The 14,499-nt window shown below is 59.0% G+C and carries 10 protein-coding genes and 2 pseudogenes; 8 read left to right on the forward strand and 4 right to left on the reverse strand.

All coding sequences use genetic code 11. The features are described from left to right. Positions 1-442: 442 nt before the first annotated feature. Positions 443-859 (forward strand): annotated as a pseudogene (locus FH08_RS54565) (hypothetical protein); the annotation flags it as partial. 32 nt (positions 860-891) lie between these two features. Continuing rightward, a complete protein-coding gene (locus tag FH08_RS0143930; RefSeq protein ID WP_326929014.1) occupies positions 892-1,824 on the forward strand; it encodes an APC family permease in 933 nt (310 codons plus the stop codon). 639 nt (positions 1,825-2,463) lie between these two features. Here the strand turns inward: FH08_RS0143930 and FH08_RS0143940 are convergent. After that, the gene (locus FH08_RS0143940; protein WP_235210693.1) at positions 2,464-4,620 is read right to left on the reverse strand and encodes a LamG-like jellyroll fold domain-containing protein; all 2,157 of its coding nucleotides are present in this window, start codon (positions 4,618-4,620) and stop codon (positions 2,464-2,466) included. 247 nt (positions 4,621-4,867) lie between these two features. Between FH08_RS0143940 and FH08_RS53840 the strand changes: the two are divergent. The 3 genes and pseudogenes from FH08_RS53840 to FH08_RS54570 all read left to right on the forward strand — a co-directional run. Beyond that, positions 4,868-5,053: pseudogene (locus FH08_RS53840) on the forward strand (IS6 family transposase); the annotation flags it as partial. A 247-nt stretch (positions 5,054-5,300) separates the two neighbouring features. Then, positions 5,301-6,539 carry an EAL and HDOD domain-containing protein gene (locus tag FH08_RS0143945; protein WP_035568827.1) on the forward strand — a complete coding sequence of 413 codons (1,239 nt, stop codon included), beginning with the start codon at positions 5,301-5,303 and terminating at the stop codon, positions 6,537-6,539. Between the two features lie 69 nt (positions 6,540-6,608). Further along, a complete protein-coding gene (locus FH08_RS54570) occupies positions 6,609-6,887 on the forward strand; it encodes an EAL domain-containing protein (RefSeq protein WP_075583457.1) in 279 nt (92 codons plus the stop codon). A 472-nt stretch (positions 6,888-7,359) separates the two neighbouring features. Here FH08_RS54570 and FH08_RS52315 read toward each other — a convergent pair whose 3' ends face one another. Next, positions 7,360-7,710, reverse strand: a complete 351-nt coding sequence (locus FH08_RS52315; RefSeq protein WP_152603072.1) for a hypothetical protein — start codon at positions 7,708-7,710, stop codon at positions 7,360-7,362. Positions 7,711-8,413: 703 nt separating this feature from the next. Between FH08_RS52315 and FH08_RS0143960 the strand changes: the two genes are divergently transcribed. Together FH08_RS0143960 and FH08_RS49865 are read left to right on the forward strand one after the other, a co-directional pair. Beyond that, positions 8,414-9,454 carry a rod shape-determining protein gene (locus tag FH08_RS0143960; protein ID WP_031364463.1) on the forward strand — a complete coding sequence of 347 codons (1,041 nt, stop codon included), beginning with the start codon at positions 8,414-8,416 and terminating at the stop codon, positions 9,452-9,454. Between the two features lie 78 nt (positions 9,455-9,532). Next, positions 9,533-10,312 carry a DUF2968 domain-containing protein gene (locus tag FH08_RS49865; protein WP_081889793.1) on the forward strand — a complete coding sequence of 260 codons (780 nt, stop codon included), beginning with the start codon at positions 9,533-9,535 and terminating at the stop codon, positions 10,310-10,312. A gap of 129 nt (positions 10,313-10,441) precedes the next feature. Here FH08_RS49865 and FH08_RS49870 read toward each other — a convergent pair whose 3' ends face one another. After that, positions 10,442-11,077, reverse strand: coding sequence for a chemotaxis protein CheW (locus FH08_RS49870; RefSeq protein WP_160172562.1), 636 nt, complete (start codon positions 11,075-11,077; stop codon positions 10,442-10,444). Between the two features lie 112 nt (positions 11,078-11,189). After that, on the reverse strand, positions 11,190-12,008 hold the full coding sequence (locus tag FH08_RS0143975) for a sulfite exporter TauE/SafE family protein (protein ID WP_031364466.1): 819 nt from the start codon (positions 12,006-12,008) through the stop codon (positions 11,190-11,192). Between the two features lie 153 nt (positions 12,009-12,161). Between FH08_RS0143975 and FH08_RS0143980 the strand changes: the two genes are divergently transcribed. Then, the gene (locus tag FH08_RS0143980) at positions 12,162-14,486 is read left to right on the forward strand and encodes an amylo-alpha-1,6-glucosidase (protein ID WP_031364467.1); all 2,325 of its coding nucleotides are present in this window, start codon (positions 12,162-12,164) and stop codon (positions 14,484-14,486) included. Positions 14,487-14,499: the final 13 nt, after the last annotated feature.

A 14,499-nucleotide genomic window follows, 5' to 3' on the forward strand; every position in this document is an offset into this window, starting at 1 on the left:
CGGATAAATGGAACAAACCTTGGTGACGGGCCACACATGGCGCGAGAGGCAGGCTGGGCGGTCCCTGGGGCGTGCAAAGACGCGCATATCTAGTGTTTTCCCTATGTTTATCTAGACCGAGAATGGAGCCGATCGGCAGTTGATGAAGTCCTGATCAACCCACAGCAGAGCGACTGTCCTTGTGGCTCAAGGCCGCACAGCAGCGCCGACCATGGGTCTGGCCCGAGAGCCACCACTCCACCCGTTTCGAAACCAGCTCGGCCCGCCCTCGGAGCCTCCCCAACTTTTGCACGCTCTCCCTCGTTTGTTACCTACACGCTGGACGTCGGACCCCTCCCTCCAAGGTGGTACTCCCTCAAGAGAATTGAGGATCGAATTCCGACGGGCGATAGTGGTTCCAAGCGCCGCAGCAGGTGCGGACACCTAACGTCGGAACCGAATGATGCAGATCGAAGCCATTCCGAGCACCCCAGTCTACTGTTCGGTACAAATTGCGGCGGCCCACCAGCATCTGTTGATAGTCGAAAGGGCTGAATGGTTGGCGCCGGAGAAGTTGAGCCCACCAAGCGATTCAGCGAGTGCATTGTTCGTCTACGTGCTCGGAAACACGATCGTCCGCTCATCGACGCCAGCGCAATACGAATGTCGCAGCTTCAACGATACCCAAAGCCTGTGGGCTATGGTGGAAGCCTTCCTGTCGCAAGCGCGCATGGGCCTGCGTCTTTATGTGATCGGATCGGAACCGTTCCTGTGGCAGGCGAGCGCAATCGCGACCCGGCATGGAGTGACGAACGACGCGATACAGCTCGAACTCGCCGGCAAGCCGTCGCGCAATGTCTACTGCATCCACTGCCGCCACACGATCCGTGACACGGGCACCAATCTCGTTACCTGCCCGTCATGCGGTCGACCTACGGTTTCGAAACCGCGGTTTGCTACACGCGGGAGTTTCGCGATCCGCGACGCGATACGGTCAAGGCGATCATCTATTCCGGCTTGCTGTGCATTGTGTTCTTTACACTCGTGCCGCTGGCATTTCAAGGCGCCCTGGGGCTGGGTCAACTCGTGACGCCCGAGGTCAAGGACGCTTCCGGCGCAGTCACGCAAGCTGCTGTCTACGACGGGATCCTTTCGCCTGGCATCTATAGCGGCATGGGCGTGGCGCAGGCAATGGGAAGTATCGTGCATGGCGGTGCGCTCGTTGAACACGTTCTCATGGCCATGCTTGTGCTCGCGCTCGTGCTGGCGATCATGACGTCGATGGCGGGTTCTTCGCGCACCCTCTATCAGGCTTCCGTGGATGGCTGGCTGCCCAAGTATCTCGGGCAGGTGAATGCCAATGGCGCACCTACCCGCGCCATGTGGACCGACCTTGGATTCAACCTGATCCTCTTGTTGATGTCCGACTATGTGTTCGTGCTCGCCATGTCGAACGTCGGTTACATCATCTTCAATTTCCTCAATCTGAACGCGACGTGGATTCATCGCTTCGATCGGGCAAGCTGGTCGAGACCGTTCCGCGCTTCCACATGGCTGCTCGTGGCCGGCACGATCCTGTCTTTCGTCAATCTCGCGCTTATGGGGCTGGGCGCCGATACGTGGGGAAAAGGCACGCTGGCCTCAGGGATCGTGTTCGCTGCGTTGATCGTCCCGGTATTTGTCTGGCGGCACTACGTCACCGATAAGGGGCAATTTCCCTCCGCCATGACAGACGATATGGGGCTTGGCGATACGGATGTGCAGAAAAGGGCGGGCGTCTGGCCGTACGTGACGCTCATTGCCGGCGTGGTCGTTGTAGCCGGTGCGCACTTTCTCGCTGGCTGACTGACAACTGGTTGCAGGTTTCAGAAGAACGGGTTTCGCATTAAATTAGGATTTCTTATCAAAGTGACGGCTGGTCCGCGTGAAGCGCGCTGATCAGGCAAGAGAAAGGCTCATTGGGCGACTTTTCGCCATACAACGGACGTGTCAGATCACGGCGTGCCGCAACTGATCATCGTGTAGGCGAGGGTTTTGAAGGCGGTGCAACACGGCGTTCTGTGTGAGGGCGGAGTCGAGCGACGGTTGAAAGCTCCAGCCGTGGTCCTTATTGCGCGCAATGAAACCGTCCTCGGACAAGCGCGACAGCGCACGCGTCATCGCGACCCGATCAACGCCATAACGCTGAGCGATGCGCGACTTGGATCGTTTTGCACGGCCTCGCATCTACAGCCGCCAGAGGCAATAGAGATTGCCGGTATTGGTTTTGATACCCCATAGAAATTGGCAGGCTGCAGATGGCTTGATTTTGCCGGATCGATTTTTCGAAATTACGCTGAGCGGTATCCTTGCTCCGCCTCGCAAGCGGGCGTTGCTCCATGTCGCGCATTGCCTGACAGGGAACAACGCCTAAAGCATTTACGGCCTTAACGCCGGAGGTGCTCGTCGAGCCACTTTGCCAAAACGCACCGCACCCGTTGAGAATTACATCAATGCCGCAATCTGAGCCGTGCTGAGCGCATTGTGATAGATGCGGAACTCATCGATCAACCCGTTGAAATAAGGATCGGAGTACTGGGAACGACCGATCCAGTTCTGACCGGTGTTCCCCAGTTGGAACGGCGCGAACGTCATTGCCGTATTGGTGCCGGCCGGGCTGCCGTTCACATATAACGTGCCGACATTCCCCGACAGGGTCACGGCGACATGCGTCCATTGTCCGGTCGGCAGCGCCGACGCGGCGTTGATGACCTGTTCGCCGCCGCCGGAGGTGAGCGTGATCGCAAAACGCGCGGTTCCGCTGCCGGAGCAAGGCGTCAGCATCATGTACTGGTCGACCCCCGTACCGAAGTCGAATACGCGCTGCCAGTTGCTCGCGGCATTCCAGTACACCCATGCTGCGATGGTGAAATCGGAGAGCCCGGCGACGAGGCCCGTGGGGAGGCTCACGTATCCACTCGATCCGTCGAGCGACACCGCTTTGCCCACCTTGCCCGTTACCCAGGTCACGCCGCCCACCAGCGTGCTGGCATTCCCGTTGCCGCTCGAATCGGCTGCACTCGTGCTGCTGCCGTCGTCGAATGCGAGATAGGTCTGCAATTGCGGGGCCGTGATCGCCACCGCTTCGTTCGACGCAGCCGTTGTGCCGGATGGAGTCTCCGCGGTCACGACGTAATAGTAGATCCCTGCCGCAAGACCGCTATCCGTATAGGTCAGCAGATCGGTCACGCCGCTTTGGGCGATCTCGTACCCGGTTCCCGAGGTCATGCTGCGCATCACGGTATAGCTGGTCGCCTGCGCAACGCCCCACCACGACAGCACGACTTGTCCGGCGCTGACGGAAGCGGTAAGGCCGCTCGGCGCAGCGACGGTGGTCGGCGCATCGCGCGTGAAGGTCAGCGTGCCGTAGCCCAACTGATCGAATGAGCCGCTGTTTTGCCCGTTTGTACCGCCGCCTTCGGGCTGCATCAGCAAGGCGAACGCCTGACTATAGGGTGCCGCCAGTCCCTTGCGGTTGACGTAGTGGTTATAGATCATCGCCCATTCCGGCCGCTGATTGCCCTGCGCCCAGGTCGAGAATACGGTGTCGTTGATGTTTCCCGAGCCGTAAACCGAGATGTTGTAAGGCTCGAACGGCACCGTGTAGTAGGTCGACCCGGACTGGATCAGGTTGCCCTTGGCGACGTATTCGGCGGCGGCCAGAACCCGGTTGTTGTCTAACCCGTACAGATCGACGCCCTGATTCCAGGCCATCTCGCACAGGGTCGCCAGTAGCGAAATGCTGAGCGTGTTGTGCCCCTGGTCGCGGCCGGACTCCTGCGTTTGTCCCAGATACCCTGGGTGAATGTAGTAGACCGTTTGAGCAAGGCCGCCGTTGCCGAGGCCGCCCTTGAAATAGTTGACGGCTTCATCGAACAGGTCCTGTCTGTCGCACAGCACGCCGATGGCCATCATCGACGCCATGCAGCACAGTTGCCAGCTGGAATAAACAGTAAGCGGAGCCAGGCTCTGGCTTAAGCCCTGATGGTTCTGCGGGTAGAAGATGGTGAGCATCATTGTCTGGAAGGCGGCGACGTCCGCTGCTTTCCAGCCCGAATAGGTGCGCATGATCTCGCCGACGTTGGCGAACTGATAGCCCTGAAGGCCCGACACCAGGAACCCGCTGATATCGCCGCCAATGCCTTGCAACGTAGATGACCAGGCGTTCATGATCTGCACCGCCTTGTCTGCACAGGCGGTGTCGTTCGACACCTGCCAGTGCAGCGCGCACATATACGCGACCGCAATGTCGTCCATCAACGTCGAGTAGTTTTCGGCATGTACGCCATCGCTGCCTCGATAAACCCACTGCTGCGCATTCGGTTGCCACGAAAGATTGTTGTATGTGTTGAGGCAACTCAGCATCATTTTCCAGCCATCGACCCACGGCGACGCTTGAAGTCTCACCACCTTCTGCTGCATCCGGGCGAAGTCGTCCGCCGTGTGCAGCAGACCAGGATGGACAAACCCGGTGCTGGTGATAGCGTCGTGTGTGCTTGTTGCGGCGCTCGACGACGAATTGCTGGATGCGGCGTTGACCGATGTTCCAGCCTGAGTGTCGCTCTCGCCACCCCCGCACGCTGAAAGCGCAAGTGCGCCCATACTGAAGAGGAAGGTCCTTCGCGATATTCCTTCGACGGTGTCCGCAGGGATCCCGCGCAAGTGTGTCGCCGCAACGCTTGCGTCGTTGATGCAGGAGGTATGTTCTTGGCCAGGTGTACGGGTCTTTCTCGATTCAGACTTCGGCTTGGTCATGTTTGTTTTATCTTTCAGGTCATTGGCACACGCGAAAACAATCATCAACCCACGCATGAACCGCGCGCCGCATCCCCAAGGGGGACTTCCTCCAAGGCGTGCGGGTTTCCGCGATGATGAACGCACGCAAGTGTTGTTGTTGAGTTCGAGACCGATCCGGCAGCACTTGGCACTGAAGCGACACCTGCTGCGTGCATCGCTCCACCGCAAACAACTCGGCGAGCGCTTTGCCGGATGGCATCGTTTCACCGGGCTTAGCCAAAATCCTTCCGGATCTTAGGGGACGCTCAGTCCGTCGCACTACTGCGACCCGAATAATTTAATGTGATAACAGCCTCAGCGTCTCGCCAAATTAATTGAAGAAGGATTTTCCTACACAAATTTCAGGGAATTCCCACTGTAAAGGTTGAGGCAAATCACCGTTTAGCGATGTAGCTTTCAGGTTTAGTGGTCCTCCACCTTTAACTTTATGCCTCCAATGAAAAATCCTATCGTCCTAAGTGACTTCGTGGCAGAGGTATAGGAAGATGGCTACGAATCTCGAGATAGAAAAGGGTGCTGACTATCGCGATGTTTTCGTTGCGCGTCAGCCCATTGTCGATAGGCGTGGGCGAGCCATAGCTTACGAATTGCTGTTCAGAGATCCAAGCTTTGGGAACGCGCGAATTCAAGACGATTTCCTTTGTACCTCAGCTGTCGTAGAGCGCACCGTGGGGTCGATCGGTATCGAACGGCTGCTCGATGGGAAGGATGCATTTCTGAACTGCTCTGCTGATTTCCTCTACTCGCATTTCGTGGATGTCTTACCCGCAAAACGATTTGTTCTGGAAGTCCTCGAATCGTGTGCACTCACGCCCAGGCTCGCCGATAGATGCATTGCCCTTGGCCAAGCCGGGTTTCGGGTTGCGCTCGACGACGTGCGTGAGATCACACCTGAAATACGTGGGGTTTTGCCTGTCGTCGACATCGTGAAGCTTGATTGGCCTTTCATCGATATCAATCGCATTGGTGAAATTGTTGCAGAGATCAAGGCCGCGGGAAAAATGATTCTTGCTGAGAAAATAGAGCATCGGTCGGAGCGCGATGTCGCGCTGGAATTGGGATGCGATCTGCTGCAGGGATATTATTTCGCGACACCGCAGATCATGTCGGCGCGAAAATCAATGCCGCCCATTGCTGCGGTGCTCAAAGTATTCGACTTGATAACTCACGAAGCTCCGCAAGCACGTATCGCGCTAGCGCTCAACGATATGCCGTTGCTGGTCGCACAACTTCTGCGGCTCGCGAATAGCAGCAGCCAGCCGCACGCTCAGGCTGCAAAGGTTTCATCCGTGAGCCAGGCTCTGGCGATGGCAGGCAGCACGAAGCTCTTGCAATGGTGCTGCCTGTTGCTCTACGCGAACCCCGATGGGCTACCGGTTGACGAAGACCCCCTTGCACTGCTTGCTGAGCGCCGGGCCATGTTCATGGGCAAGGCGGTCTCGGGATTGAGTGGAGCTGACCGTTCAATGGAGGACAGGGCATTCTTAACCGGTATGTTGTCCCTGCTTCCACTCGCTTGCGGTATGAATGAGCGGTCGTTTTTCGATGAGCTCGCTGTGGCAGATGAAATCAAAATGGCTATCCTTGATCGCAGAGGCATGCTTGGCCAGCTTCTTCTTGCTTCGGAGCAAGTTGAGCGCGGAGAGCCGCAAAACGCCCGGAATTTAATATCGGCGCAAAGCTCTTCAGGTGAGGGTTTGCGCGAAATGCCTGGGTACTACTGACGAACTGACGTTTTGAGCTGCGTGTCGTTCGGCTAGTCGAACACGACAACGAGCCGTCCCTATTGTGGCGTGCGGTCGCCGAAGCTCGATCGATCATTTACGCAGAGCGCCATCTGTTCAGCGAGAAACTTGGTGCTGTTAGAGTCTATCGTGGCCCTGGCCCACGGAGTGGGGCTCAAGGTGGTGGCAGAGGGCATCGAAAATCAAGAACTGGCGGACTGGCTTACAAGTGTGGGATGCGATATGGGGCAGGGTTATCTATGGGAGAAAGCGATTCCTGCTCGTGCGCTTCCAGGTTTGCGTACGCGAAGTGGAACGAATGGCATTAATGTGGCTCTGTCGCAATAAGGATGTCTGGGCGAACAAAGTTTGAATGATAGGGATAACTTATTTGACCGGTGAATAAGACGGCTCGGGGGACGTCTCGCCTCTTCTGCTGTCTTTCAGCTTGCCCTTCTTGATCGTATGCATCTGTCGGGTAGCCGCAGCATTACTGCGCGGCGGCCCCTCAGAACCGTGCATGCTTTGTGCGAAGCGCAGAAAGCCAAAAGCCCGCTTGCGCGGGCTTTCGACTACTGCCTTTCGGAGGAAGTGTTTGTCCCAATGCACTGAAATTCAATTCACCGGGACAATGCAATTAGAGCGCAGGGCTAATTTGTTGGCAAGAGCGATTGCCTCGATTTCCGCTGGCGTCGCCTTATCCATTCTTACTTCAACCAGATCGACGCTGCATAGAGTACACGCTTGTCGCCGGCTTGACGGACCAAGAGTCAGCCGCCGTGTATCGCTTCATCCAGGCAAGGATTGCGCCGTCGAATGATCATCCCGACATACGTTGCTGCACGGCTTTGGAGGCGAGATGGCGGCCAGACCATCGCGTCGCCCGATGGGCCGGACGCGGTGGTCTGGGAACGTTGTAGATCCTGAAGTCGCGCGCTTCATTGAGCTGGAGCGCGGCACGCCTGAGCAGTTCCGCGGCCTTTACTTCGTGACCACCGAATCCATGCGGATCCTGGTGGTGGGCGTCTCTGACTAGCTGGCGGCTCTGCCCGACCAATCGCCGCGCCTGGGCGAGATCAGCAGGATTGGACTGACGGGCATATACGTCGGTCGTGACGGCAAGCAATGCGAGGCTGATGGTGAGTAGGCTGCGGCAGGTAGTGCGGACCATTCGAGTTCTTGTTGGTGGTAGATCGAAACGCTTCCCGCACACTGTACCCGATCAATTCGGGGCAGTGGCAGGCTGCAACGCAAAAAACTGCGACGAGGCTCGTGCGGAAACCGCTGGTTCGCACCGCCGAGGTTCGCACGGAAAGCGGCGGTTACCAGGATGCTTGCCAAGCGCTAGTGCCCGTTGACAATCAGCAGGTCCAGATAAAGGCAGCGGACGGCGCAACGAATGAGGAGAATCGTTCGGAGAGCTTGTCTTAGTGAGTAGGACCTAACAGCCGCTTTGGCCTCTCAGTCGGGACGAGGCCTAACGCGGCAGTTCAATTAAGTTACGCATGCGGAACTTGCCTCGCCCCCACACCGCACGGCTGATGGCGGCACGTGTCGCACTCAGACCCTGACTCTAGCTCCGCGCCTCTCGCCGCGACGTCGTGGCCGGCTACTTGCCTATCAATGCCCTTGCGAGTTGACGAATGCTTACCGTCTCTTCCAAACCCTAAAGAATTAGGAATCCCGGTCGTTAAGTCGTTGCGCTTGCGGCGCGAGACCGACTTGAGACCGCGCCCGTCCGCGAACCGATGCCAATTCGTGATGCCACCGTGGCCGATGAACGTTCGTTAAGCAAGCTGATTCTGCGCAAACTTGAAAAGTCGAATTCCACCCTCCCAGAGGGCGTGCTCATTTCAATCGGCTTCGGTGCCTTAATGTCAAACATCGCTCGTTTGTTTCGTCTCTTCCCCGCAGAGCTTGCGCTCGACGCGGGTACTGCGAATACACGCATTTATGTACGAGGTACAGGTCTGGTCCTGGATGAGGCATCCGTCATTTGCATTCACCAACCTGATCCGCTAGTCGCCGGAGCGAGACCCACGCAATCGGTGGGAGCCAAGGCAAGAGAGATGCTTGAGCGTTTACCGCGGCATATCGAGGCCATCTGTCCCATCCGGGGCGGCGTCATTTCGCACTTTGGGGCGAGTCAGGAAATGATTCGGCATTTCTTCGGTCTTGCGCATCAAGGTCGGCGCCTTTCGGCGGCACCTCGAATCACGATCACTGTCCCAAGCGGCGCTACTGCGGTCGAGCGCCGCGCATTTAAAGAGGCGGTGCATGGCGCCGGTGCATCGCGCGTCTCGCTTCTAGCTCGGCCCATCGCTGCGGCGCTGGGGGCCGGGCTCACGATTTCCGATGCGATTGGCTGCATGGTCGTCGATGTCGGCGCTGGAACGACGGAAATCGGTGTCATCGCGCTAGGTAACGTGGTGAATTGCGTGTCTGCACGTGTGGGAGGCAATACCTTCGATGAGGCAATCGTCAACTATGTCCGACGTTCACATGGACTGCTTATTGGGGAGCACACAGCACAAAAAGTGAAGATGGCGATCGGAGGCGCAATGCCCAGGAAGACGGAGTGTCACGTGAAAATCACCGGCCGTAACTTGTCGGAAGGGGTGCCGCGGACCTCACTTCTATCCAGCCGCGAGGTGCTGGAGGCGCTGACCGATCCACTAGCGAAGATCGTCTCCTTGCTAAAAAGTGCGCTGGAGAGCACGCCTCCCGAGTTGGCTTCCGACATCGCCGACCGGGGCCTCATCCTGACGGGAGGGGGCGCCCTCTTGCATGACCTTGATCGCAGGCTTCACGAGGAAACGGGTTTACCGGTGGTCGTGGCGGATGCTCCGATGACCTGTGTTGTGCGCGGCACGGGCATGGCAATGGATACGCTTGCCAGCCATTTCTTTGAGTGAGAGAAGCGCGTTGGGAAGCGCGGCAGGGTGGGTAGATGATTTGCATCAGAAGCTGAACATACACATAGAGGCTTGTCCATGAATATGAGAATGTTTAAAACAATAATAATCTTTTCTAGTTTGGTTGCATCCGGCGCTCACGCGCAGAACACGCTTCCTGGCGCGTCCGACGGTGGAGAAAAGGAGCAAACGATGGCCACGGTGCCGTCATCGTTGGCCGCAACTGTGCGAGCGATAGGAGATGCGCCAGTTGAACCTGTTGCGGGAACGGCCTCCATCCTTAAAGATCTTGAAGCGCATGGAAGTATCACTGAACTTCGTTCGTCAAGCTCAGGAGACTATCGCGCCGATCTGTCATTCTTCAATGAAGGCCTGACTTACTATGTCGCACTTGCCCAGAATAATGTCTACTGGCGCGTGATCGCGACGCCGAGTAAACAACGCGCCGAAGCGGTGTACGCGAGGTTCGTCGCTCTCACTGTGCAGCTTTCGAGCGAACAACGCCGACAGATTGAACTGGAAGCGACAAACGCCGCGACCGCGCGCTCAATGTTGCAAGCGCAGCGGCAAATTCAGCAATTGCAGGCGGATTCCGATATCGCAAAAGCTCAGCAAGACGAAGTCACCACGCGACTCGCAGAAGTGGCTGGCCAGGTGAACGCGCTTGAATCCCAAAATCGGGATGCGCAAAGTCAACTCATTCAAGCGAAGCGTCGGGTTGCAGCACTTCAGGCCTTGTCTGAAGTGGACCTGGCCGGAAAGCGACTACCGCGGCCGGGCAAGAAACGAAGCGTCCTCAAGGTGAAAGGCGCTGCCCGCATGCACGCTATGTCCGGGACGAGTCCGGCTCCCAGTTAGGCTGCGACCGACTCAAGGCTGATGATTAAATGCGAAGCCAACCAAGGGCTTTAGGATTGTAGAAACCGACGATCCTCCGGGCGATGCGCAGGATCAGCCAATTGCTTCGCGCCCGGTATCTGTTGCGGATTAGAGCAGATTCGCCGTTGCAACCAAATCCAGCTGCCGGGCATCCTCATCTGAGAGCACCCCCTCGATATCGAGCAAAATCAGCATGTGCTCGTCCCGTGAAGCGATGCCGACGATGTACCCTGTCAACGCTGCTGCACCAAACTGCGGCGGCGGCATGATGTCTTCAGCGGAGATGTTCACGACATCCGACACGGCGTCGACCACCATCCCCATCACGCGATCCAGTGCAGTCAAAATGATGACGATTGTCTGGTCGTTATAGGTCGGGCTGCGGTTGCCAAAGCGGATTCGGAGATCGAGAATCGGCACGGCCACGCCACGCTCCCCATGGACGACTAGGAGCCGCAGCTCGTCGCGGTACGGCAAGGCCTGGGTATCAATCGTGATGTTGGCTTGCCAGCCCGTTGAACCGCCGAGGATGAATATCCAGACCGCCGATGCGCCCGCGCCGATCACGGCGAAGCACGACAGGATTTTCAGCGTCAGGTCAGCTACTTCGATAGATTTTTCGAGCGTAACCCCGGCGGCGTTTCCGCTCGCGACTGAACGACGACGTTCCGCCGGGTCGTCTTTTGCGGACAGTGTTGCCTTGTGACAACGCCCCCGCCCCGCTGATTTCGGGCACGATTTCAATCTCGGACACGCGCCGGACCCGGACATGACGGTGCCGCAAAAAGGTGATAGCGTTACGCCCTAATGCATTGTTCCACAACGAGTTTTTAAGTTTTTTCTACACGCGAAAGAACTAGCTGAGTACCAGTTTCACGCCAACAATTACCAGCGTGGCGGCCAGCACGTTGCGCAGCAGCACCTCCGGCGCCCGTGTGGAAAGCATGCTGCCCAGTACGATCCCTGGCAGCGAACCCACGAGCAGGGACGCCAGCAGGTCCCAGTTGACGGAACCGAGCAGCCAGTGGCCGGTCCCAGCAATCAGCGTGAGCGGAACCGCGTGCGCAATATCCGACCCAACGATCCGCGCTGTCGGCAAACGCGGATAAAGCAGCAACAGCACGGTAACGCCAATGGCGCCCGCGCCGACTGAGGTGATCGACACCAGCACGCCCAGGATTGCGCCGGTTAGCACGGTCCAGGCCACTGTGCGGGTTTCACGGCTCGCCGACCCTGGTTTGCCGCTTGCTTCACGGGCCATCCCGGTCTTGTAGGCCAGACGTGCGAGCTGTGGCCGGAACACGAGCGAGACGGCGGTAACCAGCAGCGCGGAGCCCAGCACGAGCTGGATCACCCGGGCGGCGGCGGGTGTGTTCAAACCGTACCGGCTGAGCAGGACCAGGGTGATGGCCGCCGCAGGAATGCTGCCCGCCGCGAGCCGGCCGGTGATACGCCAGTCCACGGAACCCTTGATCCCGTGAACCAGCGTGCCGGTTGCCTTGGTCGCGGCCGCATAGAGCAAGTCCGTACCGACCGCGGTGGCCGGGTGGATGCCGAACAGAAGCACGAGCAGCGGCGTCATCAAGGAGCCGCCGCCCACGCCGGTCAGGCCCACGAGGAAGCCGACGCCCAGGCCGGATGCTGAATAAAGTAAGTCGATGTGTGGAAAAGACATGCGGCGAGGAGAACCGGTTGGATGAGCTTCGGTCGAAAAACGGTCGATGATAGCGGGTCCGTGGTGTGCATGCCTCCGGTCCCCAAAAATTGATTCGCAGGCGCCAGTCGTACAATCGGCCGGGTGTCCAGGCAACTCTTTCAGGAAGGTGTAATGGAAACGAAGGAACAACAGCAAGCAAAGCAGGCGCTCAGCGACCGACAGGCCCGTGATATCGCTCATGACGACGTGCCCGAGCCGATCCGCAGTACGGCCGGCGTTCGCGAGGTTCCTCCGTCGACGCCCGAAGCCAACACGGACGGCGCATTTGTCGCGACCGAACATACGAACTACGCGACCGAGCGCCAGTTTGTGCTCAAGGCCGGCAATACCTTCGTGGTCAACGACGCGAATGGCGACATCCGCGGCAATGACGACGGTCTTTTCGTGAACGACACCCGCGTGTTGTCCCAGTTGCGTCTGACCTTCGGCGGACGCTCGCCGTCGCTCCTGTCCGGCAGCGTGTCGAGCGACAACGCTGTTTTTACCGCGCATATGACCAACCGGCCGCTGCCGATCATCGGCGGGGCGAGCACGCCCGAGGGCGTCATCCATGTCGAGCGTCGCCGGGTGTTGTCGAGGCACGTGCTGCACGAAGCCATCGTGTTGACCAACTACGGCACGGAACCGGCTACCGTGCCGCTTTCGATCAACTTCGCCGCCGACTTCCACGACATGTTCGAAGTGCGCGGGTCCACGCGCCCGAAACGCGGGTCAATGCGCGAGCCGTGCATTGAAGACGGCGTAGTCGTGTTGCGCTATACGGGTCTGGATGAAGTCGAGCGGACTGCGCGGATCCAGTTTTCGCCTGCGCCCCATTCGCTCTCGGTCAGTCGCGCGGATTACGTGCTGCGGATCCAGTCGGAAACGGCCATGTCGATCTACTTGTCGATCACGGCCGTCACGCACGCGTTGAGCGACGCCAGCGCGGAGAGCAAGAAGATTGCCGAGGAAGGCGCCGAATGCGCGCCGGAGTCGGGGCGGCCGGCTATTCGCGAGGCACTTGTCGATGCCCATCGGCGCATGCGTGAACGTCGGCGTTCGGTGGCGCGCGTGCGCTCGAGCAACCCTTTGTTCAGCGAATGGATCGATCGTTCGCTCGCCGACCTCGGTTTGTTGACGACAGATCTCGAAACGGGACCGTATCCGTACGCGGGAATTCCGTGGTTTTCCACGGCTTTCGGCCGCGACGCCATCATTACTTCGCTGCAGATGTTATGGATCGATCCGTCGCTTGCTCGCGGCGTGCTGCGGTTTCTGGCGGCGCATCAGGCACGCGAAGACTCGGCGTTCCGCGATGCCGAAGTGGGCAAGATCATGCACGAGACCCGCAACAGCGAAATGGCTGCAACGGGCGAAGTGCCGTTTGCGATGTACTACGGCGGGGTCGACAGCACGCCGCTGTTCGTGGCGCTGGCCGGTGCATACGCCGAGCGAACCGGCGACACCGCGCTGATCGACGAATTGTGGCCCGCGCTGCAACTGGCCTCGCAATGGATCGCGGGTCATTGCGACAAGAACGAATTCGGCTTGCTGAGTTACCAGCGCGCAACGGAAGCGGGGCTTGCCAACCAGGGCTGGAAAGACAGTGGCGACTCTGTGTTTCACGCCGACGGCAGTTTTCCGATAGGACCGATCTCGCTGGTCGAAGTCCAGGCGTATGCATCCACCGCGTTTGCCACCATGGCCCGCTTCGCGCGGCAGCGCAACGCACCGGAGCAAGCGTCGGACTTCGAAAAGCGCGCGCAGAACATCCGCGAACGCGTGGAAACCATGTTCTGGATGCCCGAGTCGGAGTTCTACGGTATCGCGCTCGACGGCCGAGGCAAGTTGTGCGAGGTGCTGGCGTCGAATGCCGGACACTTGCTGGCCTTCGACCTGGTCGAGCGCAGCCGCGGTGAAGCAGTCGCGCGCCAGCTTGAATCGACCCTTTTCAATACCGGCTGGGGCGTCCGAACGCTGGCGGCAGGCCAGCCGCGTTTCAACCCCATGTCGTACCACAACGGCTCGGTGTGGCCGCACGACAGCGCCATGTGCGCTCGCGGACTCGCACGCTACGGTGACCGCAGCGGTGCAGTGCGTTTGTTGCAGGCACTGTTCGAAGCGGCCGTCACGTTCGATATGCGCCTGCCCGAGTTGTTCTGCGGCTTCACCCGGCAACGCGGTGAGCGGCCGATTGGTTATCCGGTCGCGTGTTTGCCGCAAGCCTGGGCAGCCGGATCGCCGTTCATGATCCTGGAAGCCTGTCTCGGCGTCACGATCGACGCCGAGCGGCAGGAAGTGCGTATCGACCGGCCGCAGTTGCCCGATGGTATCGACTGGCTGGAGATCGGTGACCTGCGGGTTGGGGACAAGACCGTATCGATCACCTTTCGGCGTGTGGGCGGGCAGGTCGTGCCGTCTATCGAAGGCGATATCCGCGTGGTGGCGGTGCTTTAAACGCATCACGGCT

Origin of the sequence: Caballeronia sordidicola (assembly GCF_000729995.1) — a bacterium.
GTDB classification, from domain to species: domain Bacteria; phylum Pseudomonadota; class Gammaproteobacteria; order Burkholderiales; family Burkholderiaceae; genus Caballeronia; species Caballeronia sordidicola_A.

Excerpts from the sequence above, each read along its gene's own strand:
- FH08_RS0143975 (WP_031364466.1), bottom strand. The coding sequence starts at position 12,008 with ATGTCTTTTCCACACATCGACTTACTTTATTCAGCATCCGGCCTGGGC.
- FH08_RS49865 (WP_081889793.1), top strand. The coding sequence starts at position 9,533 with ATGAATATGAGAATGTTTAAAACAATAATAATCTTTTCTAGTTTGGTT.
- FH08_RS0143980 (WP_031364467.1), top strand. The coding sequence starts at position 12,162 with ATGGAAACGAAGGAACAACAGCAAGCAAAGCAGGCGCTCAGCGACCGA.
- FH08_RS0143945 (WP_035568827.1), top strand. The coding sequence starts at position 5,301 with ATGGCTACGAATCTCGAGATAGAAAAGGGTGCTGACTATCGCGATGTT.
- FH08_RS0143960 (WP_031364463.1), top strand. The coding sequence starts at position 8,414 with ATGTCAAACATCGCTCGTTTGTTTCGTCTCTTCCCCGCAGAGCTTGCG.
- FH08_RS52315 (WP_152603072.1), bottom strand. The coding sequence starts at position 7,710 with ATGGTCCGCACTACCTGCCGCAGCCTACTCACCATCAGCCTCGCATTG.
- FH08_RS0143940 (WP_235210693.1), bottom strand. The coding sequence starts at position 4,620 with ATGGGCGCACTTGCGCTTTCAGCGTGCGGGGGTGGCGAGAGCGACACT.